The 23,099-nt window shown below is 70.8% G+C and carries 19 protein-coding genes and 1 pseudogene; 6 read left to right on the top strand and 14 right to left on the bottom strand.

The window, feature by feature from the left end:
• Nucleotides 1–110: 110 nt before the first annotated feature.
• Nucleotides 111–1,082, top strand: coding sequence for an LLM class flavin-dependent oxidoreductase (locus ACWDA7_RS10290; protein WP_450603699.1), 972 nt, complete (start codon nt 111–113; stop codon nt 1,080–1,082).
• Between the two features lie 147 nt (nt 1,083–1,229).
• Here ACWDA7_RS10290 and ACWDA7_RS10285 read toward each other — a convergent pair whose 3' ends face one another.
• The 4 genes from ACWDA7_RS10285 to ACWDA7_RS10270 all read right to left on the bottom strand — a co-directional run bounded on the left by ACWDA7_RS10285 (nt 1,230) and on the right by ACWDA7_RS10270 (nt 7,725).
• Nucleotides 1,230–2,648 carry a sugar porter family MFS transporter gene (locus tag ACWDA7_RS10285; RefSeq protein WP_450603698.1) on the bottom strand — a complete coding sequence of 473 codons (1,419 nt, stop codon included), beginning with the start codon at nt 2,646–2,648 and terminating at the stop codon, nt 1,230–1,232.
• 266 nt (nt 2,649–2,914) lie between these two features.
• Nucleotides 2,915–6,643, bottom strand: a complete 3,729-nt coding sequence (locus ACWDA7_RS10280; RefSeq protein WP_450603697.1) for an AAA family ATPase — start codon at nt 6,641–6,643, stop codon at nt 2,915–2,917.
• 217 nt (nt 6,644–6,860) lie between these two features.
• Nucleotides 6,861–7,064, bottom strand: a complete 204-nt coding sequence (locus tag ACWDA7_RS10275) for a hypothetical protein (RefSeq protein ID WP_450603696.1) — start codon at nt 7,062–7,064, stop codon at nt 6,861–6,863.
• Nucleotides 7,065–7,443: 379 nt separating this feature from the next.
• Entirely contained in the window at nt 7,444–7,725 is a 282-nt protein-coding gene (locus ACWDA7_RS10270) for an acylphosphatase (protein ID WP_450603695.1), read from the bottom strand.
• A 142-nt stretch (nt 7,726–7,867) separates the two neighbouring features.
• Here ACWDA7_RS10270 and ACWDA7_RS10265 point away from each other — a divergent pair, with 142 nt between their 5' ends.
• The gene (locus ACWDA7_RS10265; protein WP_450603694.1) at nt 7,868–8,842 is read left to right on the top strand and encodes a CAP domain-containing protein; all 975 of its coding nucleotides are present in this window, start codon (nt 7,868–7,870) and stop codon (nt 8,840–8,842) included.
• On the opposite strand, the pseudogene ACWDA7_RS10260 reads toward ACWDA7_RS10265, so the two are convergent.
• Nucleotides 8,797–9,142: pseudogene (locus ACWDA7_RS10260) on the bottom strand (hypothetical protein); the annotation flags it as partial. The gene ACWDA7_RS10265 and the pseudogene ACWDA7_RS10260 overlap by 46 nt on opposite strands.
• A 115-nt stretch (nt 9,143–9,257) precedes the next feature.
• On the opposite strand from ACWDA7_RS10260, the gene ACWDA7_RS10255 reads away from it, so the two are divergent.
• Nucleotides 9,258–9,557, top strand: a complete 300-nt coding sequence (locus tag ACWDA7_RS10255; RefSeq protein ID WP_450603693.1) for an antibiotic biosynthesis monooxygenase — start codon at nt 9,258–9,260, stop codon at nt 9,555–9,557.
• Between the two features lie 21 nt (nt 9,558–9,578).
• On the opposite strand, the gene ACWDA7_RS10250 is transcribed toward ACWDA7_RS10255, so the two are convergent.
• A complete protein-coding gene (locus ACWDA7_RS10250; RefSeq protein WP_450603748.1) occupies nt 9,579–10,163 on the bottom strand; it encodes an N-acetyltransferase family protein in 585 nt (194 codons plus the stop codon).
• A gap of 159 nt (nt 10,164–10,322) precedes the next feature.
• Here ACWDA7_RS10250 and ACWDA7_RS10245 point away from each other — a divergent pair, with 159 nt between their 5' ends.
• Entirely contained in the window at nt 10,323–10,709 is a 387-nt protein-coding gene (locus ACWDA7_RS10245) for a winged helix-turn-helix transcriptional regulator (protein ID WP_450603692.1), read from the top strand.
• On the opposite strand, the gene mutM is transcribed toward ACWDA7_RS10245, so the two are convergent.
• The 8 genes from mutM to recG form a co-directional block, all read right to left on the bottom strand.
• Entirely contained in the window at nt 10,706–11,590 is an 885-nt protein-coding gene (gene mutM / locus ACWDA7_RS10240) for a bifunctional DNA-formamidopyrimidine glycosylase/DNA-(apurinic or apyrimidinic site) lyase (protein WP_450603691.1), read from the bottom strand. The genes ACWDA7_RS10245 and mutM overlap by 4 nt on opposite strands.
• 177 nt (nt 11,591–11,767) lie before the next feature.
• The gene (gene rnc / locus ACWDA7_RS10235) at nt 11,768–12,583 is read right to left on the bottom strand and encodes a ribonuclease III (RefSeq protein WP_432932995.1); all 816 of its coding nucleotides are present in this window, start codon (nt 12,581–12,583) and stop codon (nt 11,768–11,770) included.
• A 19-nt stretch (nt 12,584–12,602) separates the two neighbouring features.
• Nucleotides 12,603–12,776 (bottom strand): 50S ribosomal protein L32, encoded by a 174-nt coding sequence (gene rpmF, locus ACWDA7_RS10230; RefSeq protein ID WP_003951102.1) that lies wholly within the window; start codon nt 12,774–12,776, stop codon nt 12,603–12,605.
• A 2-nt stretch (nt 12,777–12,778) separates the two neighbouring features.
• Nucleotides 12,779–13,423: a YceD family protein gene (locus ACWDA7_RS10225; RefSeq protein WP_450603690.1), complete on the bottom strand. Its 645-nt coding sequence runs from the start codon at nt 13,421–13,423 to the stop codon at nt 12,779–12,781.
• Nucleotides 13,424–13,592: 169 nt separating this feature from the next.
• Nucleotides 13,593–14,669: a cell division initiation protein gene (locus ACWDA7_RS10220; RefSeq protein WP_450603689.1), complete on the bottom strand. Its 1,077-nt coding sequence runs from the start codon at nt 14,667–14,669 to the stop codon at nt 13,593–13,595.
• A 122-nt stretch (nt 14,670–14,791) separates the two neighbouring features.
• Nucleotides 14,792–15,271, bottom strand: coding sequence for a pantetheine-phosphate adenylyltransferase (gene coaD, locus ACWDA7_RS10215; protein WP_359397239.1), 480 nt, complete (start codon nt 15,269–15,271; stop codon nt 14,792–14,794).
• A 26-nt stretch (nt 15,272–15,297) separates the two neighbouring features.
• The gene (rsmD, locus tag ACWDA7_RS10210) at nt 15,298–15,885 is read right to left on the bottom strand and encodes a 16S rRNA (guanine(966)-N(2))-methyltransferase RsmD (protein WP_450603688.1); all 588 of its coding nucleotides are present in this window, start codon (nt 15,883–15,885) and stop codon (nt 15,298–15,300) included.
• A 91-nt stretch (nt 15,886–15,976) separates the two neighbouring features.
• Nucleotides 15,977–18,175 carry an ATP-dependent DNA helicase RecG gene (gene recG / locus ACWDA7_RS10205; protein ID WP_450603686.1) on the bottom strand — a complete coding sequence of 733 codons (2,199 nt, stop codon included), beginning with the start codon at nt 18,173–18,175 and terminating at the stop codon, nt 15,977–15,979.
• Nucleotides 18,176–18,342: 167 nt separating this feature from the next.
• Between recG and ACWDA7_RS10200 the strand changes: the two genes are divergently transcribed.
• Together ACWDA7_RS10200 and ACWDA7_RS10195 are read left to right on the top strand one after the other, a co-directional pair.
• Nucleotides 18,343–20,190 (top strand): HSP90 family protein, encoded by a 1,848-nt coding sequence (locus ACWDA7_RS10200; RefSeq protein WP_450603747.1) that lies wholly within the window; start codon nt 18,343–18,345, stop codon nt 20,188–20,190.
• Complete coding sequence (locus tag ACWDA7_RS10195; RefSeq protein WP_450603685.1) at nt 20,187–23,084, top strand: tetratricopeptide repeat protein; 2,898 nt, start codon at nt 20,187–20,189, stop codon at nt 23,082–23,084. The genes ACWDA7_RS10200 and ACWDA7_RS10195 overlap by 4 nt, the downstream gene beginning before the upstream one ends.
• Nucleotides 23,085–23,099 lie beyond the last annotated feature (15 nt).

Genomic DNA, 23,099 nt, shown 5'->3' with positions numbered 1-23,099 from the left:
CCGGGCCGTTCGGCGGCGGCTCCGGGGTGCGCACTCCTGGTTATCTGACGCATCGTCAGCTACGGTCCTCCCTGCACACCCGCCCGGCGAACGCGAAGGGGGCTCCTCGCATGCCCGTCACGGTCGTACGTTTCAACCTGGTCGAGCCCGGTGCCACCCGCGCCTCCCTCGGCGCCCGCTACCGGGCGGCCCTGGAGATGGCCGCGTACGCCGACGAGCGCGGGATCACCACGGTGCAGACGGAGGAACACCACGGGGTGGCGAACAACTGGCTTCCCTCGCCCCTCGCATTCGCCGGCGCCGTCTTCGGCGCGACCCGGCGTGTCGCGGTCACCGTCTCCGCCTTCATCGGTCCGCTGCACGATCCGCTGCGGCTGGCCGAGGACATCGCCGTACTCGATCTGCTCAGCGGCGGCCGGCTGGTCACCGTCGCCGGGATCGGCTACCGGCCCGAGGAGTACGCCCTCTTCGACGTCGACTGGACGCGGCGCGGGCAGCTCCAGGACGAGCTGCTGGAGACCCTGCTCAGGGCCTGGACCGGCGAGGAGTTCACCTACCACGGCCGTACCGTACGCGTCACCCCGCGCCCGTACACCAATCCGCACCCCCTGCTGCTGGTCGGCGGCTCCTCGAAGGCGGCGGCGCGCCGTGCCGCGCGGCTCGGCCTGCCGTTCTTCCCCAGCGCTCACCTGCCGGAGCTGGAGGCGTATTACAAGGAGCGGCTCGTGGAGTACGGAACCGAGGGCTGGACCCTGATGCCCGCCGAGGAGACTCCCCTGCTGCACATCGCCGAGGATCCGGAGCTGGCGTGGGCGCACTACGGCGAGCACTTCCTGCACGAGGCGCGTACCTACGCCTCCTGGCAGTCCGGAGACGTCCGCTCGGCGGTGAAGTCGGTGGCCACGACTGTGGACGAACTGCGCGCGGAGGGCGTCTACCGGATCCTGACGCCCGACGACTGCGTCGCGCTGGGCCTGGACAACCACGTCCTGCACCCCCTGGTCGCCGGGATGCCCCTCGACGAGGGCTGGCGCAGCCTGCATCTGTTCTGCGAGCAGGTGCTGCCCCGGCTGGCGGACTGATCCTCGTTTGCCACCGCTGACGGGCAGGGGCGAGCGGAGCCGCACACGACACCGCCGCCCGGCTCGGGCGACCGAGTCGGGCGGCGGTGGGTCCGAGGAGAGGGGCAGCGGGGACTTGACCCTTCTCCTCGAGCTCGAAGCGACGGGTCAGCCCATCTCCTCCAGCGCCTTGCCCTTCGTCTCCTTCACGAACTTGAGAACGAACGGAATGGAGAGCGCGGCGAAGGCCGTGTAGATCACGTAGGTCGCGGACAGGTTCCAGTCGGCCAGCGACGGGAAGCTCGCGGTGATGGCCCAGTTGGCGATCCACTGCGCGGCGGCGGCCACGCCCAGGGCGGCGGCACGGATCTTGTTCGGGAACATCTCGCCGAGCATGACCCAGACGACCACACCCCAGGACAGGGCGAAGAAGAGCACGAACACATGGGCGGCGATCAGGGCGACCCAGCCCTGGGTGGCCGGCAGCTTGCCGTCGACCAGGTGGTACGAGAACGCCCAGGCCTCCAGGGCGAGGCCGACCACCATGCCGACCGAACCGATGATGGCGAGGGGCCGGCGGCCGATGCGGTCCACGAAGAGCATCGCGATCACGGTGCCGACGATGTTGATGATCGACGTCGTGAACGAGTAGAAGAACGAGTCCTTCGGATCGACGCCGACCGACTGCCACAGCGTCGAGGAGTAGTAGAACGCGACGTTGATGCCGACGAACTGTTGGAAGACCGACAGGCCGATACCGACCCAGACGATCGGCTTGAAGAAGAAACCGCCGCCGAGCAGATCCTTGAAGGTGGACTTGTGCTCGCTCTTCATGGCGTGCTCGATCTCGGCGACGCGCGCGTCCAGGTCGGCGTCCTTGCTCTCGACCTCGGCGAGGATCTCCCGGGCGCGCTCATGCTTGCCGACGGAGAGCAGGAAGCGCGGGGACTCGGGGATGGCGAAGGAGAGCATGCCGTAGAGGACCGCCGGGATCACCATCACGCCGAGCATGACCTGCCAGGCCTCGAGACCCATCAGCCGGCCGCGCTGGTCGCCGCCCGCCGCGTTCAGCAGGCCCCAGTTGACCAGCTGCGAGATGGCGATACCGACGACGATCGCGGCCTGCTGGAAGGAGCCGAGCCGGCCGCGGTAGGCGGGCGGGGCGACCTCGGCGATGTAGGCGGGGCCGATCACGGAGGCCATGCCGATGGCGAAGCCGCCGATGATGCGCCAGAAGGCGAGGTCCCACAGGGCGAAGGGCAGCGCGGAGCCGACGGCGCTGATGGTGAAGAGGACCGCGGCGATCTGCATGCACCGGATGCGGCCGATGCGGTCGGCTATCCGGCCTGCGGTGGCGGCGCCGATGGCGCAGCCGATCAGGGCGACGGCGATGACCTGGGCCAGCGCTGCGGAGCCGATGTCGTAGCGGCCCCGGATGGCCTCGACGGCGCCGTTGATCACGGAACTGTCGTAGCCGAAGAGAAAGCCGCCCATCGCGGCCGCCGCCGCGATGAAGATGACGTGCCCGAGATGTTCGGGGTGAGCCGTCCTGGTTCCTGTCTGAGGTGCCTGCGCTGTGCTGGTCACGTGTGTAACTCCTCGGGCCACCGGCAACGCCGCCGGGGGTGGGGGCGAGCCCTTTCAGGGCATGGGGGTGGCATCCAAGTACCCAGAGAGCACCTGCTCACGCCGCTCACACCTGAAGGTAAAAGCAACGTTGCAGAGACTATGTGTTCAAGTTTCGAAGTCAAAAGCCAGCGAGTCTGCGGCTGGACCTGAAAACGATCTGCGCTTGAGTTCAGATGTTGAAGTCTTGGAAAGATGCAAGTCAGAACGGTGTACGTCGCATCTATCTATCGCAGCCGCTGGGAGATGACCTTCGACACACCGTCGCCCTGCATGGAGACGCCGTAGAGCGCGTCGGCGACCTCCATGGTGCGCTTCTGGTGCGTGATCACGATCAGCTGCGAGGCCTCCTGCAGCTCCTGCATGATGCGGATCAACCGCTGCAGGTTGGTGTCGTCGAGGGCAGCCTCGACCTCGTCCATGACATAGAACGGGCTCGGCCGCGCCTTGAAGATGGACACCAGCAGGGCCACGGCGGTCAGCGACCGCTCGCCGCCCGAGAGCAGGGACAGGCGCTTGACCTTCTTGCCCGGGGGCCGTGCCTCGACATCGACGCCCGTGGTGAGCATGTTGTCCGGATCGGTCAGCACAAGCCGTCCGTCGCCGCCCGGGAAGAGCCGGCTGAAGACGCCCTCGAACTCCCGTGCAGTGTCCCGATACGCCTCGGTGAAGACCTGCTCGACGCGCTCGTCGACCTCCTTCACCACCTGAAGCAGGTCGGCCCGGGTCTTCTTGAGGTCCTCCAGCTGCTCGCTGAGGAACTTGTGACGCTCCTCCAGCGCCGCGAACTCCTCCAGGGCCAGCGGGTTGACCTTGCCGAGCTGCTGGTACGCCCGCTCGGCGGCCTTGAGCCGCTTCTCCTGCTCGGCGCGGACGAACCGGCGGGGCTGATTGCGCGGGTGCTCGGGGTCCTCGGGCAGCTCCTCGCCCTCGGCGGGCGGCGAGGGCGGAACCAGCTTGTCGGGGCCGTACTCGGCGATCAGACCCCCCGGTTCGACACCGAGTTCCTCCAGCGCCTTGCCCTCCAGCTGCTCGATACGCAGCCGCTTCTCGGCGCCGAGCACCTCACCCCGGTGGACGGAGTCCGTGAGCTTGTCGAGCTCGGCCTTGAGGTCACGGCCCTCGGAGCGCGCCGCGGCGAGCTCCTGCTCGCGGCGGGCCTTCGCGGCCTCCGCGGCGACGCGCTCGGCCTGGGCCCGGCCGAGGGACACCTCGACATGGGCGAGGAGCTGCCGGGCACCGAAGGCGACGGCTTCCGCGACGGCGGCCTCGTGCCGCAGCCGGGCCCGCCGCTGCTCGGCACGCGCGCGTGCCTCGCGTTCGGCACGGGCGCCCCGGTCCAGGGAGTCGGCCCGTCCGGCCAGGCCCTTGACCCGCTCCTCGTGCGTACGGACCTGGAGCCGGGCCTCCATCTCGGTCTGACGCGCGTTCGCCCCGTCCGCGGCGAGCCGGTCGCGTACAAAGGTGTCGGGCTCCTCCTCGACCGGCATCTCCTCGGCGACGGCGAGCCGCTCGGCGAGTTCCTCCACTTCGCCCAGGCCCCTCTCCAGGGCCTCCTGCGCCCGGGCCGCGGCGGCGGTGGAGCGCTCGGCCTCTCCGGCGGCGCCCCGCGCCTGCCCGGCCAGCCGTCCCAGCTGCTGGGCGACGGACGACTTCTCACGCTCGGCCGCACGCCGCCGCTCCCCCAGCTCCTCCACACCGGCGGCGCACTCCTTGCGGCGCTCCCCCGCGAGCCGCTGCTCCTCGGTCAGCTCCTCGCACCTGACGGCGAGTTCCGCGAGCTCGGCGGCGGCCTCGTCGACGGAGGCCTGCACTTCGAGCAGACTCGGCGCCCCGGCCGATCCGCCCTGTGCGAAATGCGCCCCGAGCAGGTCGCCCTCGGCGGTGACGGCGGTCAGTCCGGGCCGCGCGTAGACGAGTTCCTCGGCGTCCTCGAGGGTGCCGACCACGACGATGCCGCGCAGCAGCCGCCGCACGGCGGGCATCAGAGCGGCGGGACCCCGGACGAGGTCGGCCGCGAAGGGCGGCCCGTCCGCGGATGAGGACCCGGACACGCCGCCCAGGGCGCCCCACGCTGCGGGAACCACGTCATGGGTGCCGGCGATGGGCTGCCCAAACGATCCGGCACCGGCCGCCGGCGAGGGGGCGGTGCCCGGCCCGTCAGTCTCTCCGGTCCCCCGCGGGTTCTCCGCGGCGCCCGCACCCGGGCCCTGGGCCTCGTACGCGGGCTCCTCGGGTGCACCCGCCAGCAGCAGCGCAGCCCGCCCCGCGTCCTGCTTGCGCAGCATCCTGATCGCCTCGGCCGCCCCGGCCGGGCTCGTCACGGCGATCGCGTCGGCGGCGGCACCGAAGGCGGCCGCGAGCGGCACCTCGTATCCCGGGGTCACCGTCAGCAGTTCGGCCGCCGGTCCGAGAAGTCCGGAAAGGCGGTCCTTCGCGCCGAGCAGGGCGCCCGAGCCGTCCTTGCGGCGCAGGCCCAGTGCGAGTGCCTCGTGGCGGGCGGCGACCGCGGCGCGCCGGCGCTCGGCGGTGGTGGCCGCCTCGCGGGCCGCCGACAGGGCCGCCTCCGCCTCGGCGAGGGTCCTCTTCGCCGCCTCATGCTGCTCGGCCAGGTCCGCGTCTCCGGCGTCGAGACCGTCGACCTCGGCCTTGAGGGCTTCGTACTCCTCCTGGGCGGCGACGGCACGCTCCTGCGCCTCGTCGCGGGCGGCGGCCAGACGATCGATCTCGGCCTGGGCAGAGGCGGCGCGGGAACGGGCCGCGTTGACCTGGCCGTTGAGCCGGGCCAGGCCCTCGCGGCGGTCGGCGATGGCGCGGGCCGCGTCCTTCAGACGCCGCTCCTCGATCGCCAGTTCGCGTTCCAGTTCGGCGCGGTGCGCGACGGTGTCGTCCAGTGCGCGCTGCGCCGCTTCGAGGGCCGCCTCGAGCTCGGCCTCCTGCTCGCGGATACGCGCGGCCTCGCGTTCCATGTCCTCGGGGTCGCGGCCCCGCCGCTCCTCCGGCGGCGCGGAGGTCGCACTCTTGACCCGGGCGTCGGCCAGCGAGATCGTGCCGCGCACTCGCTCGGCGAGCTGCGACAGCTCGTACCAGGTCTGCTGGGCGCGCTGCAGACGGGGCGTCAGCCGCCGGACCTCGTCCTCCAGGAGTCCCTCGCGCTGCAGCGCCTTCTTCAGTTCGCCCTCGGCGGCCTCCTTGCGCTCCTTGAGCGCGGCCTCGTCGGCGATCTCGGCCTTGAGCGCCTCGCGCAGCCGGACGAGGTCGTCGGCGAGCAGGCGCAGCCGGGCGTCCCTGAGGTCGGCCTGTATCACGGCCGCCCGTCGGGCCACCGCAGCCTGCCGACCGAGCGGCTTGAGTTGACGGCGCAGCTCGTCGGTCAGGTCCTGGACGCGGGCGAGGTTCGCCTGCATGGCGTCCAGCTTCCTGAGGGCCTTCTCCTTGCGTTTGCGGTGCTTGAGGACGCCCGCCGCCTCTTCGATGAAGGCGCGGCGGCCCATGGGGTCGGCGTGCAGGACGGAGTCGAGCTGCCCCTGGCCGACGATCACGTGCATCTCGCGGCCGATACCGGAGTCGGAGAGGAGGTCCTGGATGTCGAGCAGCCGGCAGGTGTCGCCGTTGATCTGGTACTCGCTGCCGCCGTTGCGGAACATGATCCGCGTGATGGTGACCTCGGCGTACTCGATGGGGAGGGCCCCGTCGGAGTTGTCGATGGTCAGGGACACCTCGGCGCGGCCGAGCGGCGGGCGCCCGGTGGTGCCGGCGAAGATCACGTCCTCCATCTTGCCGCCGCGCAGCGACTTGGCCCCCTGCTCGCCCATCACCCAGCTGAGCGCGTCCACGACATTGGACTTGCCCGAGCCGTTGGGGCCGACGACACACGTGATACCCGGCTCGAACCGGAGCGTGGTCGCCGAAGCGAACGACTTGAACCCACGGAGGGTCAGGGCCTTGAGGTGCACGCCGCTGGACTCTACCTTCCGCCGGGTGTCTCACTGCATGAACCCGCGGTTTCACCCCTGAACGTGCAGGGCACACCATCCGTTAAAGAGAGCGGAAAGGGTGCGCGGGGGCAAAGAAAGAAGGGACGCCGAGGCGTCCCTTGCAACTCTGACAACTGAGCGGTTGATACGGGCAGCCGAACCACTGCGTGTGCTGTCGGGTGGAGCGATGCAGTGATCAGGTGAGCGCAGGCTCCGCCTGGTGTGCGTCGATGCTCGCCATGATCCTGTCGTGAGAAGCGGCAGCCGTCAGCGCGTCGTTCTCCGCCTGGATTCGTCCGAGCTCGGACTCGAGTTCCTGGACGCGCTGCTGGAGCCGTCGCATCTCGGCGAGGAGTCGAGGGTCGGAGCCGCCGACGTAACCGAGAAGCGCCTTTGCCATGATGGATGGTCCTCCACACTGAGTGACCGACCGATGCGGTGTGGGTCGTGAGGGAATTCGCACCCGCGGTGCTTGGCACTCTTGAGTTTTGCGCCGTTCTTACATGCCAAACAGCTAAGGTGCGCGGGGCTTTCAGCGTCTCACCAAAAAGTTTGACGGTCAACACGATCACGCCCTGCATTGGGGGGCGACCCGGGGGCGCGCGGCCCTGGACGGGCTGCGCTGCGGCTCCTGCGGGCCCCTGAGGGCGTGGAGATCATCCTTACCGGCGGAGCCTGCCACGGCAAGCGATTCTTGGCAACCACCAGGCCCTTTCTGCTCACAGTGGGTGCCAAGGGCATGCCCTTCCGCTTCCGCGGGCCCGACCCGGGGTCCGGACTCAGCGGACGGAGAAGCCCTCGTAGCACCCACGAGGCGTGTCCCAAATCTCAGTGACTCCGTCCACACGTCCGGGTGTGTCGTCGCCCCGCAGCCAGTCCAGCAGACCCTCGCAGCCGTCCCGCGCACCCTCGACGACCACCTGGACCCGACCGTCGTCCAGATTGACGGCGAAACCGCTCAGGCCGCCGATCTCCAGCGCCTTGGCCCGGGTGAACCAGCGGAAACCCACACCTTGGACACGTCCGCGCACCCACGCGACGAGCCGTGCTTCGTCGTTCATGGGTGCACGCTAACCGGCCAATGTCACACCAGGCACTTCCTCCCCTTGCGCCATGCGATAGCGTCCCCACTCATATGAATCTCATGTGAAACTCACTCGATCGTGTGAGTTGCGCTGACCGCAAGATCAGGAAGGCCAGCAGATGGGACGCCACCGACGCTCCGCCGCCGGACGCGCCGCCACGGGGGGCCGCGCCACTGAAGTCACGCAGAAGCACCAGCCCCAGCCCCCCGCGGAGGGGTACGGCCCGGAGAACCTCTACGGTTTCGCCGCGGTTCTGGAGGCGGAGCGACTCGCGACCCGCTCGCACCGCAAGAAGAGGGCCGCGACGCCGGTCCGTACGGGCCTCCTCGGCGTCTCCGCGGCCGTCGCGCTCGGCACCGTGGCGGTCGCCGCCGGGGTACTGCCGGGCAGCAACCACTTCACCGTGAGCGGGGACTCCGGCGACGTACAGGCCGGGGGCACCAGCCCGTCGGGCTTCGCGACCGAGCAGGGCGGGACGAACGGCACCGCGGACGGCGGCCGCGAGTCCACCCCCACGAGCCGTGACGCCGACCGGACGACCACACCGACCACGGCCCCTTCGGCCCCCGCCTCCCCGGCGGCGTCGGCGCCCGCGCAGGAGCCCTCGCAGTCTCCGTCCCCGACGGCGACGGAGACGGCCCCGGCTGCCCCGCCGGCGCAGAAGGAGAAGACGAAGGAGCCCAAGGCCACCCCGCCCGGGCATGCGACGACCCCCGAGTCCGCGGCCGAGACCGAAGTGCTCAAGCTGGTCAACCAGGAGCGGGCCAAGGTGGGCTGCAGCCCGGTGACCCCGAACGGCACCCTGCGCAAGCTCGCACAGGCGTTCAGCGAGGACATGGCCGCGCGGAACTTCTTCGACCACACCGATCCCAGTGGCCAGGACCCCTGGGACCGTGCGGCCGCGCTCGGCATAACCGACCTCGGCGGCGAGAACATAGCCCGCGGCCAGGCGACCGCCCAAGAGGTGATGGACGCCTGGATGAACAGCCCCGGCCACCGGGCGAACATACTGAACTGCGACTTCCAGACCCTGGGCGTCGGCGTCCACTACGGGGCCGGCGGGCCCTGGTGGACACAGGACTTCGGGTACTGAGAACTTCGCAGGTCAGCGCCCTCTGAAGTCCCCTGGGCCGCCTCGGGGCCGTCATCGGTAGCCCTCGCGTCACCGAAGACGGCATCGACGGCGGCCCGCGTACGGGTCGCGCTGGACGGCATCAGGTGTATGCAGGTCCGCAGAGTTAAGCCTGGATCATGGTGTCCCAGGTACTCGCTCAAGGGCTTGATACTCTCCCGCGTCCAGGAGCACGGACGCGCAAAAGTGCCGTACCGCGTGCATCCCGTTGTCCCGCACTGTCGCCACACCGACGGCGCGGAGTGCAGGACGCCGCTGCCGACCTCGGTTCATCCCATCCCGGGCAGGCCACCGGCCAGAGGCGCCCACGCCCGCGATACGGTGCTGGCCCGATCAAGGAAATGATCACTGGGCGGATGAAAGAAGAGGTCGCGTCATGTTTGCGGTCATCTACCGGTGGCGCCTACATCAAGGCAGAGAGCAGCAGTTCGCATCGAGTTGGCACCGGATGACAGAAGAGATCCACAACCGGTGCGGCAGCTATGGTTCCCGCCTGCACCAAGCCGATGACGGTACCTGGGTCGCGTACGCACGCTGGCCGGACGCCTCAGCCCGCGAGCGGTGCCAGGGCGTCGATCCGGAAGCCCTTTCATCGATGCGTGAGGCGATCGCGGAGTCCTTCCCTGAGATTCGCTGCCAGGTGATCGACGATCTGCTCGCCGAACCGCTCGGCTAGCCGACGCCGCAGCTCAGCGCGCTATGAGCCTCCGCCCGGGAACGCCCGTCCCCGGCGGAGGTCCAGCATGTAGAAGACCTTGTCGTAGCGGCGCTCGCCAACGGCGACGAAATCGGGCAGACGGCCGTATTCGGTGAAGCCCAGCGACCGGTAGAGGCGCAGGGCATTGCTGTTGTCGCCACGGGCGTCCAGGGTGAGGACTTCGATGCCCGCCCACCGGGCGTCAGCGATCAAGGCGGCGGTCAGCGCCCGGCCTACCCCGCGTCCATGGGCGGCGGCATCCACCGCGATCTTCTCCAGATCGGCGTGCGGCCGATGCGTCGGTCGGGCATAGCGCAGCCAGTACCCCAGTCCGACCAGCCGACGGTCGAGGTATGCGGCACGCAGGGACCCGTCCCCGGTCTTTGCTGCACTCACGACGTGGTCCAGGAGTTCCGCCACCTCGAGAAGCGAGGGTGGTTCGACCCAGCCGAGCGCGGCGCCCCGGCCGACCAGGTCCGCAAGGATCCGGTGGGCCGACTCCGCGAAGCGGGCCTCGAGCTCCGGGTCGGATGTCAGCTCCGTCGCGTCCAAGACGGCCGGCTCGGCCCTTCCGCCGCTGACCATGGACGTATGCACAGCCAGGAGCCTATCCAGAGGTCGGCCGAGCACCTTACTGGGCCACCTTCGCGCATTTCGCCGCGATGTCTCCCGTGCACGCAGGAGGCGCTTTCCTTTGGTTAGTGCAACCTGTCGGTCAGCGCTGTGGTCGCGTACGCTTCCGGCATGACCACCGCGCCGGAGCAGGACCTCCCGTACGACGTGTTCTCCAAGGCGTGCCCCTCTCGCGGCACGCTTGAGCACGTCACGGGACGCTGGGGGGCGCTCACGCTCGGGGCACTGTACGAGGGCTCGTTCCGGTTCAACGGGCTGCGTCGCCGGGTCGCCGGCGTCAGCGAGAAGATGCTGTCCCAGACCCTGCACGCGCTGGAGCGCGACGGTCTTGTGCACCGCGAGGCCCAGCCCACAAACCCGCCGCGGGTGGACTACGAACTGACCCCGCTGGGCCGTGAGGTCGCCGAGCAGCTGCTGAGCCTCATCCACTGCGTGGAGGGGCGCATGGACGAGGTGCTCGAGGCCCGTCGCCGGTACGACGAGGCACGAGCCGGCTAGCCGTCCTCGCCTCTCGACAGCGCGGTCGGCAGGCGCGGAGCGCGCTGGCACTTCGGGCAGAAGTAGCTGGACCGGTTCATCCAGGGGCGGCGGCGCATCGGCATGGCGCAGCGCCGGCAGGGCAGCCCCTCGCGGCCGTACGCGTCCAGCGACCGGTCGAAGTAGCCCGACTCCCCGTTGACATTGACGTAGAGGCTGTCGAAGCTCGTACCGCCCACGGCGAGCGCGGCGCTCATGACGTCCCGTACGTGGCCGAGGAGTTCGGCGGTGCGGGGCCGGGTGAAGTTCGCCGTGGGGCGTTCGTAGTGGACGCCGGCGCGCCACAGGGCCTCGTCCGCGTAGATGTTGCCGACGCCGCTGATCAGCGACTGGTCGAGCAGGGCCCGTTTGATGGTCGTGCGCTTGCGGCGCAGCGCCTGGTGGAAGGCCTCGTCGTCGAAGAGCGGATCGAGGGGGTCGCGGGCGATGTGCGCGATGACGTCGGGCAGCCCGTCGGCGGTGGTGTCGTGCAGCGAGAGGCCGCCGAAGGTGCGCTGGTCGACGAAGCGCAGTTCGGTACCGAGGGCATCGTCGAACCGGAGCCGGATGCGGAGGTGCTTCTCCTGTGCGGCCTCGTGCGGCTGGACGAGGAGCTGGCCGCTCATGCCCAGGTGGGCCAGGATCGCCGAGCCGGTGGTCTCCACCGGGACCCAGAGGTACTTGCCGCGACGGCTGGGCGTGCCGAGGAGCTGACCCTTCAGCCGGTGCGCGAAGTCGTTGCCGCCCGCGGTGTGCCGGCGGACGGCACGCGGGTGCAGCACCTCGACGTCGGCGACGGTCCGGTGGGCGACCCAGCGCTCCAGCCCACGCCGCACGACTTCGACCTCGGGCAGCTCGGGCACGGGGCTCCTCCGAAAGGGTGAACAGGGGCGACGTCCGCAGAGTACCTCGTGATCAATGCCCCTCGGAGGGTTCCTGAGGCGGCGGCCCCGGACGGACGACGGGCGGCCTCGGCAGGGCCCCGGGGATGCGGAACACGCCCCGGCATGTGTGCCGGGGCGTGTTCCGTGGTGAAGGATTCAGGCCGTCGCCTGGGCGGAAGCCGTGTCGGTGCCCCCGTCGGGGGACGACTCCGCCTCGGCCGCCGCCTTCGCGCGTTCGTCGGCGGCGGCACGGATGGAGCGCCAGGCCGACTCCGCGGCCTGCTGTTCCGCCTCCTTCTTGCTGCGGCCGGTGCCGGTGCCGTACGAGACGCCTCCGACGCGGGCGGCAGCAGTAAAGGTCTTCTCGTGGTCCGGGCCGGTCTCCGTGACCAGGTACTCGGGCACGCCGAGTCCCTCGGTCGCGGTCAGCTCCTGGAGGCTGGTCTTCCAGTCCAGGCCGGCGCCGAGATTCGAGGACTTCTCGATCAGCGGGTCGAACAGGCGGTGCACCAGCTCCGCCGCCGAGTCCAGGCCCTGGTCGAGATAGACAGCACCGATCACCGCTTCAAGGGTGTCGGCAAGGATGGACGCCTTGTCCCGGCCGCCCGTGCCCTCCTCGCCCCGGCCGAGCCGGATGAAGGAGCCCAGGTCGAGCCCGCGGCCCACCTCCGCCAGCGCACGCGAGTTGACCACCGCGGCCCGCAGCTTGGCCAGCTGGCCCTCGGGCAGGTCGGGGTGGGTGCGGTACAGCGTGTCGGTGACGACGAGGCCGAGGACGGAGTCCCCGAGGAACTCCAGGCGCTCGTTCGTCGGCAGACCGCCGTTCTCGTACGCATAGGAACGGTGGGTGAGCGCACGCACCAGAAGGGCGGACTCGAGCTTGTAGCCGAGCCGCCCTTCCAGAAGCGTGTGGGACGAGGCTGTGTTGTCCGCCTTCTTCCTGGCGTTTGGATCCGCCTTGGCGTCAGACATCAGACCTCTCACCAGCCGCTCAGACCTCGAGGACCTGGCGCTTGTTGTAGGTGCCGCACGAGGGGCACGCAATGTGCTGCTGCTTGGGCTCGTGGCAGCGCTCGCACGCAACCAGAGTGGGGACCGCAGCCTTCCACTGCGACCGGCGGTGGCGCGTGTTGCTGCGCGACATCTTCCGCTTCGGAACAGCCACGGCTACTTCTCCTGCTTCTCGTCGACGCCCGCTTCGGCGCCGCTCATCTCGTCCTTCTCGCCGTCCTTCATGGTGCCGGCGAGTCCCTTCAGTGCCGCCCAACGGATGTCGACGGCGTCGTGGTGGTGGTCCGGGTCGTCCGCGAGCCGTGCTCCGCACTCGGAGCACAGACCCGGGCAGTCTTCCCGGCACACCGGCTGCATCGGCAGTGCGAGCACCACCGCATCGCGCAGCAGAGGTTCGAGGTCGAAAAGTCCGTCCTCGAGGAAGAACCTGTCCTCGTCGTCCTCGGCGTCGTCGCCCGGTTCCGTGATCACACGGCCCCGGTCGTCGGCGTCAGGGTACGAGAACAGCTCCTGGAATTCCGCTTCGAGCTCCAGCTCCAGCGACTCCAGACACCTTACGCACTCCCCCTCGGCCGATGCACGGGCGGTGCCTGTGACGAGCACCCCTTCCATGACCGACTCGAGCCGGAGTTCGAGCTCCACCGGGGCCCCTTCGGGCACCCCGATGACCCCCTGGATACCCAGGTCCTTCGGGGCGTCGACCGTGCGGGACAGGCGCTGCAGCGCACCAGGACGCCGCCCCAGCTCGTGTGTGTCGAACACGAGGGGGTTGCGGTGGTCGAGGCGGGCGTTCAGGGCCATTCCTGCTTTCGGTCTTCGAGTCCTGGGTCTTCAAGGCTCGGAAGGGACGCCGTCCCGTGGTATTCCGGGCAGCGCCGATCGCGGAAGCTACGCGCGACCGAAGTGCCAGGATACTGGACCTTCCGCTCACGGCCCAATCCGGTGCACTCGCACCCTGGGTCCGCAGCCCTCAGTGACCGCCGCGTCCCTGCTCGTAGGCGCGGAGCTGCTCGGCACTGATCATGCTGGTGTCGAAGAGGCTGGTCTCGTCGAGGGCGTTGCCCTGGGTGTATCCGTGCGCCTGCCCGTGCCCCTGGTCGTAGAGGCCCTGCTGGTCGTACGTCTGCTGCGGGTAGGCGGCGTACGGGTCGGCCTGCTGGTAGCCGTAGGCGTCCTGCTGGGCGTACGTCTGCTGGTAGCCGTACTGGTCGACCTGCTGATAACCGTACGGGTCCTGCTGCTGCGCGTAGACCGGCTCGGCCTGCTGGGCCGGGATCTGGGGGCTCTGGGCCGGGACCGCGGGGGCCTCGGCGGGGCTGTCGGCCAGGGCCGCGAGATCGGCCAGGTAGTCGGCGTCGCTGGAGTGCCGGACGGTCGTCGGGTCCGCGGCGAGGGCGCCGAGGTCATCGCTAGCGATCCGGCCGTGCAGCTTCTGGCGGCCCTTGCCGACGGCATCGAGGGTCTTGGCGAGGACCGCCTCGAAGGCTCCGAGCTTGGCGTCCACGTACGCGTCGGCGTCGCGGCGCAGCGTCTCGGGGTCGTGGCTGCGCTCGGGGGCGTCATCTTCCTCGGGGTCCACGTACCCCTGCTCGTCGAATTCCGGGCCGGTGCCAAGGAGCTTCTCCCGGCCGCGGCCGACGGAGCCGAGCGTCTTGGTGAGGACGACCTCGAAGTTGGCGAGCTTGGAGTCGACGTAGTCGTCGGCCTCGGCCCGGACCTCCTCGGCCTCCCGGCGGGCCTCCGCGAGGATGCGTTCGGCCTCGTTCTGGGAGCGGCGGGCGACCTCGGTGTCGGAGATCAGCGAGCCCCGCTCGGCGTGCGCGGTCTCGATAATCCGCTCGGCCTCCTGGCGGGCCCGCTCGACCATCTCCTCGCGGCCGCCGATGAGCTCCTGGGCCTGGGCCAGAGAGTCGGGCAGGGCCGCGCGCACCTCTTCCAGCATCGAGAGCAGCTCGGCGCGGTTGACCACGCACGAGGCCGACATGGGCATCGACCGGGCGTTGGTGACCATCGCGACGATCTCGTCGAGCTTGTTCTGCACGTCCACCGTGTGCTCGCCACTCTCTACAGCTGTGTTGGAGACGGACGGTTCGACTCTACGACCACTGCTGCCCCGCCCGACACCGGTTGACGAGGTGTCAGATTCCGAGGAATCCGCTGGGAGATCGCTCAGCCCTGCCCGAGGCGCTTGCCCAGGGCCTCGAGGACCTGCGGGGGCACCAGGTGAGACACGTCACCGCCCCATGCCGCGACCTCCTTGACCAGCGAGGAGGACAGGAAGCTGTAGGTGGGGTTGGTGGGGACGAAGAGGGTCTCCACACCGGAGAGGCCGTTGTTCATCTGGGCCATCTGCAGCTCGTAGTCGAAGTCGCTGACGGCGCGCAGCCCCTTGACGATGGCGGGGATGTCGCGCTGCTTGCAGAAGTCCACGAGCAGGCCGTGGTGGGACTCCACGACGACGTTCTCGAACTCCGCCGTCACCTCGCGGATCAACTCGATCCGCTCGTCGACGTCGAAGAGGCCCTTCTTGGACTGGTTCACCATCACCGCGACATAGACCTCGTCGTACAGCTTCGACGCGCGGGCAATGATGTCGAGGTGTCCGTTGGTGATCGGGTCGAACGACCCGGGGCAGACGGCGCGGCGCACTTGTGATCCCTCGCTCTCCGGTCCGGTCATCGTGCGTCTTCGCACGTAGAGGCGGCGCGACCGTACCAAAACGTCCCCTCGCCGTAACGACGGGACCGGATCGCGTCGAAGCCCTGTGGCCACCGGAATTCTCCGCCTCTGGTGCTGCGCTCCACGGTGACGAGGGCTTCGGCCGTGAGCCAGCCCCCGGTGCGGAGTGTGAGCAGAATCTCGCGAAGATCGTCGTCCGAAACGGCGTACGGCGGGTCCAGGAACACGATGTCGTACGACTGTTCAGGCGCCGGTGTCCTGATGATCTGTTCCGCTTTACCTGCCCTGACCTCGGCTCCGGGGAGGCCGAGTGTCCTGACGTTCTCGCGGACGATGCGCACGGCCCGGGCGTCGGCCTCGACGAGGAGAGTGTGACCGGCCCCCCGGGACAGCGCCTCGAGGCCCACGGCACCCGATCCGGCGTACAGGTCGAGGACCCGCTCGCCGCGCAGCGGGCCGCCGAGAAGCGCCTGCCAGGTGGAGAAGAGGCCCTCGCGCGCCCGGTCGGACGTAGGTCGGGTGCCGTTCCCGGGCGGGACGGCCAGACGGCGTCCGCCGGCCCGGCCGGCGATCACGCGGGTCATCTTCGGGTCCTTGTCGGTATGCGGGGGTGCCCGGTTCCACGGGGCGGGTGTGCCCCTCCAGTTTCGCAGGCCGCGCGCCGTGGGCGCTCGGTCACCCCTTGTCGAGGTACTGCTCCCGCTCCTCGTCCAGCAGGGCCTCCAGGGCCGTGCGCAGACCGGGCAGCCGGTCGAGGTCCGGGTCGGCGGCGACCACCGCGGCGGCCTCCTCGCGGGCTTGAGCGATGATCTCCTCGTCCTCGATGACCGCGAGCATGCGCAGCGAGGACCGGGCCCCGGACTGGGCCTGGCCCAGGACGTCGCCCTCGCGCCGCTGTTCGAGGTCGATGCGCGAGAGTTCGAAGCCGTCGAGGGTGGACGCCACGGCGCTCAGCCGCTGACGTGCCGCGCTCGCCTCGGGCATCTCGGTGACCAGGAGGCAGAGCCCGGGCGCCGAGCCGCGGCCGACGCGGCCACGCAGCTGGTGGAGCTGGGAGACCCCGAAGCGGTCGGCGTCCATGATCACCATCGCGGTGGCGTTCGGGACGTTGACGCCGACCTCGATGACCGTCGTCGCGACCAGCACGTCCGTCTCACCAGCGGCAAACCGGCGCATCACCGCGTCCTTGTCGTCGGGCGGCATCCGCCCGTGCAGCACCTCGACCTTCAGGCCCTGGAGCGGCCCTTCGGCCAATCGCCCGGCGATGTCCAGCACGGCGAGCGGCGGCCGCTTCTCGGCCTCGTCCTCAGGGGACTTCTTCTTCGGGGCGTCTTCCTCGTCCCCGATACGGGGGCAGACGACATACCCCTGATGACCGCCGGCCACCTCCTCGCGCACCCGCTCCCAGGCGCGCGCCAGGAAGTGCGGCTTGTCGGCCGCCGGCACCACATGGCTGGCGATCGGGGAGCGCCCGGCCGGGAGCTGGTCCAGGACGGAGGTCTCCAGATCGCCGAAGACGGTCATGGCGACGGTCCGGGGAATCGGCGTCGCGGTCATCACGAGGAGATGCGGCGGCTGCTTGCCCTTGCCGCGCAGCGCGTCCCGCTGCTCCACCCCGAACCGGTGCTGTTCGTCCACCACGACCAGACCGAGGTCGTGGAACTGCACCTTGTCCTCGATCAGCGCATGGGTGCCGATCACGATCCCGGCTTCCCCGGTGACGAGATCGAGCAGCGCCTGCCGCCGCGCGGCGGCCCCCATGGACCCGGTCAGCAGCACCACCTTCGTGCCCTGCTCGGCGCCCCCCAGCATGCCGCCCTCGGCCAGCTCCCCCATCATCTCGACGACGGAGCGATGGTGTTGCTGGGCGAGCACCTCGGTGGGCGCGAGCATGGCGGCCTGACCGCCCGCGTCCACGACGGCGAGCATGGCGCGCAGCGCGACCAGGGTCTTTCCGGAACCGACCTCTCCCTGGAGCAGCCGGTGCATCGGGTGTTCCGTGGCCAGATCGCCGAAGATCTCCTTAGAGACCTTCCGCTGGCCCTCGGTGAGAGTGAAGGGGAGCTTGGCGTCGAAGGCCGCCAGCAGGCCATCGGGGGCGGGGACGCGGGCCACCGCCGGGAGTTGGGCGTCCGCGTGCCGGCGGCGGGCCAGAGCGACCTGGAGAACGAAGGCCTCGTCCCACTTCAGCCGGGAGCGTGCGTCGGCGATGTCCGCCTTGGTGTGCGGGCGGTGGATCTTCAGCAGGGCCTCGGGCAGGGAGACCAGACTCCTGCCGTCGCGCAGGGAGTCCGGCAGCGGGTCGACGGCCTCCTGGGCGCTGGGCAGCACCGTCTGCACCGCCTTGGCGATCTTCCAGGACTCCAATTTGGCCGTGGCCGGGTACATCGGGATCAGGGCGCCCGCCCAGCTGTCGACCGTCTCCGACACGTCGTCGCCGCGCAGCAACTCGTACGCGGGATGTGCCAGTTGCAGCCTGCGGTTGAAGACCGAGACCTTGCCCGCGAACAGTGCGCGAGTGCCGGGCAGGAGCTCGTTGTGGGGCTTGTGCACGCCGTTGCCGAAGAAGACCAGTTGGAGGCGGCCGCTGCCGTCGGTGATCGTGACCTCCAGGCGCTGGCCTTTGCCGCGCGGGGCCTTGGCCGAGGCGAAGGTGTGCAGCCGGGCGTCGGCGACCTGGGCGACCACCGTGACGTGCTCGTCCATGGGGAGGTCGGCGAGATGGGTGAGCTGACCGCGCTCCTCGTATCTGCGCGGGTAGTGGTGGAGCAGGTCTCCGACAGTGTGCAGGCCGAGGTGCTCGGCCATCACCTTCGCGGTGGCGGGGCCGAGCACCTTCTTCAGCGGGTCTTCCAGTGCGGGCACGAGATCCATTGCACACCACCGGACTGACAATGCCGTATACGTCTCGCAAATCCGCTGGTCAGCGGGGTGGCTCCCGTCCTAGGATGGCGCGCCCCGGCTCGTTCCGCGGTCACCGCCCCACCGGGACCGCCCGACCCCCGCGCCGTCGACCTGCCCCCACCCACGGCGCCGTGACGATGGACTCCCAGACCTCACAGTCATCCCAGGCACCTCAGTCACCTCAACCACCTCATACGTTCCAGGTCGACCTGCGCGGTCTGGTGGACCTGCTCTCCCATCACCTCTATTCGAGCCCCAAGGTCTATCTGCGCGAGCTGCTGCAGAACGCGGTCGACGCGATCACGGCCCGCCGGTCCGAACAGCCGGACGCACCGGCCCGGGTCCGGCTGTACGCCGACGGCGGCAGCCTGCGCGTCGAGGACTCCGGCATCGGGCTCACCGAGTCGGACGTGCACGACCTACTCGCCACCATCGGGCGCAGCTCCAAGCGGGCCGAGGGGCTCCAGGAGGCGCGATCCGGCTTCCTGGGCCAGTTCGGCATCGGATTGCTCGCCTGTTTCGTGGTCGCCGAGCGCATCCGGGTGGTGAGCCGCAGCGCCCGTACGCCGGACGCGCCGCCCGTGGAGTGGACGGCCACGGACGACGGGTCCTATGTCGTGCGGACGTTGCCGCCGGACGCCCGGCCCGAACCCGGCACCACCGTGCACCTGGTCGCCCGTCCCGGCGCCGCCGAGTGGCTCTCCGCGGACCGGGTGCGGCTCCTGGCACGGGACTTCGGGTCGCTGCTGCCGTACGACGTCCGGGTCGGCGACGAGACGATCACGGATCTGCCGGCGCCCTGGGACCGCACATACCCCTCCCCCACCACCCGGAGGGTGGCCCTGGCGCGCCACTGCCACGCCCTGTTCGGGTTCACCCCGCTGGACTCGATCGACCTGGACGTCCCGCTGGCCGGGATCCGGGGCGTGGCCTATGTGCTGCCGACCGCGGTCAGCCCCGCGCAGCGGGCGAGCCACCGCGTGCACCTGAAGGGCATGCTGCTCACCGAGCGGGCCGAACAGCTGCTGCCCGACTGGGCGTTCTTCGTGCGCTGTGTGCTCGACACGGACAGTCTGCGGCCCACGGCCTCACGCGAGTCCCTCTACGAGGACGAGACCCTCGCGGCCGTGCGGGAGGCCCTCGGGGAGCGCATCCGGTCCTGGCTGACGGGCCTCGCGGCCGGCGACCCCGAGCGCCTGGCGGCCTTCCTGTCCGTGCACTACCTGGGCGTGAAGTCGCTGGCGCGGCACGACAAGGAGATGCTGCGCACGATGCTGCCGTGGCTCCCCTTCGAGACCACGGACGGACGGCTGTCCCTGGAGGAGTTCGCACAGCGGCACCCCGTCGTGCACTTCACCCGGACCGTGGAGGAGTACCGGCAGGTCGCGCCGATCGCGTCCGCACAGGGCGTCGGCGTGGTCAACGGCGGCTACACCTACGACGCCGAGCTGGTGGAGGCGCTGCCGTCGGTGCGCCCGGGGACGGTGGTCGCGGAGCTGGACGCGGAGACCGTGACCGCGCATCTGGACGCGGTGGACCCGGCCGAGGAGCTGGCCCTGTCGGCGTTCCTCTCCGCCGCGCGCGCCACCCTCGACCCGCTGGGCTGCGACGTGGTCCTGCGTGCGTTCCATCCGCTCTCCGTGCCCGCGCTGCACCTGGACGACCGGGCCGCGCGCCACGAGCAGGCGCGCGCCGAGGCGGAGGAACAGGCCGACGACCTGTGGGCGGGGATCCTCGGGTCGCTGCGGGGCAGCGCGCCCCGCGCGCGTCTGGTCCTCAACCACCTCAACCCGCTGATCCGCAGGATCAGCTCGGTGGACGACCTGGAGCTGATCGGCACCGCCACCGAGTCCCTCTACGGCCAGGCCCTGCTGATGGCCCAGCGCCCGCTGCGGCCCGCCGACTCCGCGCTCCTCAACCGCGCGTTCATCGGCCTCCTCGAATGGGCCACCCACACCAACTCACCCAAGGACGGCTCCCGATGAGCGAGGTCATGGATTTCGACTCGCTGCGCCGGGCGATGGCGGACAACCACGAGCAGCCGGAGGGCCCGGCGCGCAACGCGCGTGCGGAGCAGCTGCTGGTGGAGGCGGAGAAGCTCGACATCCCGCTGGCCGTGATCGAGGCGCTCGGCCACCAGCTGAAGGTCTACAACTACAGCTCCGAGAAGGACAAGATGTTCGTCCCCTTCGCGCGTCTGCTGCGCATGTGGGACGAACGCCCCGAGGACTTCGACGCGTACGAGACCCACTCGCTGTACTGGGTCTTCAAGTGGATGTCGGCGGGCATGCTGGGCCAGCCGCACATCCCGCTCGCCTCCATGGAGAAGTGGCTCGGCGAGATGGAGCACCGCTACCGGCTGGCCGGCCACTCCGAACGGGCCGTGCGCAGCGCCGAGTTCAGCGTCGCCGCGCACACCGGGGACCTGGAGCGGGCCGAGCGGGCGTACGCGGCATGGCTGGCCGCCGACCGCGACGAGATGGCCGACTGCCAAGCGTGCGAGCTGCACGACCAGGGGTGGTGGCAGGCGCGCAAGGGCGAGGACGAGCGTGCGCTGGAGCTGTGGCGGCCGGTCCTCGAAGGCGAGTACGTGTGCGCGCACGAGCCGCACGCCGTGCTCGCCTCCTCCTTGCTGTCGCTGGTGCGTCTGGGCCGCCTGGACGAGGCGCGGGCGCACCATCTGCGCGGCTTCCGGCTGGTACGGGCCATGGAGAGCATGCGCGGTTCGTACGCGGACCACGTGGAGTTCTGCGCGCTGACCGGGAACGAGGCGCGCGGTCTGGAACTGCTGGCCGAGCGGCCCGCCTACTTCACGGACTCCGGGGAGCCGCGCAGCAAACTGGACTTCCTGGCCGTGGTGACGCTGCTGATGGACCGGCTGGTCGAGCGGGGATTCGGCGACCAGGCGGTGCCGGGACCGGCGGGCCGGGAGTTCACCGCACGGGAACTCGCCGCCCACGCGCGCGGGGAGGCGCTGGCGCTCGCCGCACGCTTCGACGCGCGCAACGGCACCTCGTACGTCAGCGAGCGCACCCGGGAGCGGATGGACCGGCGCCCGCTGGTGGACCGGCTGCCGCTGGGCGTGCGCACGACCCGGCCGGCACCCGTGGCAGCTGCGCCGCCGGCCGCCCCGGCCCGGACGGAGCAGGAGTTTCCGGATCTGCTGGCCGAGGCCCGGCGGCTGTCGGAGCGCCTGCACCCGGACGCCGTGGAGGCGTGGGCGGCGGTGGCGCTCGCCGCGGAGGGCCTGGAACTGGACGCCAGGGACCGCGCGGACCTCGTCGACCACGAGGCGCTGGGCCGGGGTCCGGAGGGTGCCGAGTCCTTCGAGCGGGCTGCCGGTCTGTACGCCGAGGCGGGCGACCCCGGTGAGGCGCTGGCGGCACGGGCGCGCGGGGCATACGTACGCGCCCTGACCGGTCACGCGGACGAGGCGCTGGAGACCGTCACCGGGCTGTGCGAACAGGCTCTCGCCCTCTTCGAGGACGGTGGCACCGGTGTACGGCAGACGGCGTCCGTGCTGGTCGGGCGGGCGCGCATCCTGATGCACCGGCTGCACGAGGGCGAGGGCTCCCCCGAGGCCGCGGAAGAGGCCGTACGGGAGCTGCTGGCGTTCGCCGGGCCGCACACCTCTCAGGTGCGTCTCGCGTACCGGGCCGCAGAGGCGAAGGCCATGCTCGGGGAGCTCGCGGCGCACGCCGGGGACGGCGGGGCCGCGGTGGAGCTGCTGGCGCAGGCGGCCGAGGAGTACATAGCGGCGGACCTGCCGTGGTTCGCGGTCGAGCACGAGGTGCGGCTCTCCCAGACAGCCCGGCAGCTCGGCGACGCGGAGACGGCGCAGCGGGCCGCGCGCGACGCGCTGGAGCACGGCCGGGAGCTTCTCGAGCCGGTCGTCCAGGCGCAGCTGCACCTTCAGCTGGCGGATGCGCTGGGAGCCTCGGGTCAGTTCACCGAGGCCGCCGAGCACGCCCTGGAGGCGGCGCACTGGGCGGACGAGGCGGACGAGGCCGCGACGCTGGGCGCGTGGGCGAGACACCAGCTGGGCGGGTTCCTGCTGCGCCAGGGCCGCTGCGCCGAGGCGGCCGAGGTGCTGGAGTCCGCGCTGCCCGATCTGACCGCCGAGACGCACGGTGACGGGGCGATCGTGCAGACGCTGTGGTGGCTCGGCGACTGCCACACCGAATTCGGCGAGCACCGCGCCGCGGCGGAACGGTGGCTGCGGGCAGCGGAGATCGCCCGGCACTGGCCGGAGCAGCGGGACCACGCGATGCTGGCCCATCTGGCCGCCGAGGCGCTCGGACATGCCGAACTGCCCGCGGAGGCGGACCGGGCGTACGCCCGTGCCGCCGACCTGTGGCGCGAGCTGGGCAACACGCACGGGCTGGTGCGCGCGCTGCGCGCCCGCGCGTGGCTGGCGGCCGGCGGCGACGCCGGCCTGGAGGCGGCCCGGGAGCTGATGGCACAGGCGGCACAGGAGTGCGGGTCCGCCGCGGCCGCCGCCGAGGACGCCGAGGCGCGGGCCGGGCTGACCATGGAACTCGGCCACTCGCACCGTCAGTTCGGCGAACTGATCGCCCGGTCGGCCGACGACGAGGACGAGGAGATACGCACTGCCTTCGAGGAGGCCCTGACGCACCTCACGGAGGCGATCGAGACGTTCGCGTCCCTCGGCGCGGACGCCCTCGACGTCCGCACCGGCGCGGAGTTGACGGCGGCCCGCCTGGAGGCCGACCTCGGCCGCCAGGACGAGGCGGCGGCACGCGCGCGTGCGGTGCTGTCGGCGTACGAGGAAGCGGACGGCGCGTCCGAGGCGGCCGGGACACGGCGGGCCGAGGCGGAACGGCTGCTGGAGCTGCTTCAGGCGCCCCGGGAACGGTGAGGAGCGCGCCGGGTG

The sequence above is a fragment of the Streptomyces sp. NPDC001156 genome (assembly GCF_053598275.1).
Note: the sequence above shows the minus strand (reverse complement) of the source record. Positions and strands in the feature narration are given on the sequence as shown.

Coding starts and splice junctions, on each gene's coding strand:
- ACWDA7_RS10290 (WP_450603699.1), top strand. CDS start 111: ATGCCCGTCACGGTCGTACGTTTCAACCTGGTCGAGCCCGGTGCCACC.
- ACWDA7_RS10275 (WP_450603696.1), bottom strand. CDS start 7,064: ATGGCAAAGGCGCTTCTCGGTTACGTCGGCGGCTCCGACCCTCGACTC.
- ACWDA7_RS10270 (WP_450603695.1), bottom strand. CDS start 7,725: ATGAACGACGAAGCACGGCTCGTCGCGTGGGTGCGCGGACGTGTCCAA.
- ACWDA7_RS10265 (WP_450603694.1), top strand. CDS start 7,868: ATGGGACGCCACCGACGCTCCGCCGCCGGACGCGCCGCCACGGGGGGC.
- ACWDA7_RS10255 (WP_450603693.1), top strand. CDS start 9,258: ATGTTTGCGGTCATCTACCGGTGGCGCCTACATCAAGGCAGAGAGCAG.
- ACWDA7_RS10250 (WP_450603748.1), bottom strand. CDS start 10,163: ATGGTCAGCGGCGGAAGGGCCGAGCCGGCCGTCTTGGACGCGACGGAG.
- ACWDA7_RS10245 (WP_450603692.1), top strand. CDS start 10,323: ATGACCACCGCGCCGGAGCAGGACCTCCCGTACGACGTGTTCTCCAAG.
- rnc (WP_432932995.1), bottom strand. CDS start 12,583: ATGTCTGACGCCAAGGCGGATCCAAACGCCAGGAAGAAGGCGGACAAC.
- ACWDA7_RS10225 (WP_450603690.1), bottom strand. CDS start 13,423: ATGGCCCTGAACGCCCGCCTCGACCACCGCAACCCCCTCGTGTTCGAC.
- rsmD (WP_450603688.1), bottom strand. CDS start 15,885: ATGACCCGCGTGATCGCCGGCCGGGCCGGCGGACGCCGTCTGGCCGTC.
- recG (WP_450603686.1), bottom strand. CDS start 18,175: ATGGATCTCGTGCCCGCACTGGAAGACCCGCTGAAGAAGGTGCTCGGC.
- ACWDA7_RS10200 (WP_450603747.1), top strand. CDS start 18,343: ATGGACTCCCAGACCTCACAGTCATCCCAGGCACCTCAGTCACCTCAA.
- ACWDA7_RS10195 (WP_450603685.1), top strand. CDS start 20,187: ATGAGCGAGGTCATGGATTTCGACTCGCTGCGCCGGGCGATGGCGGAC.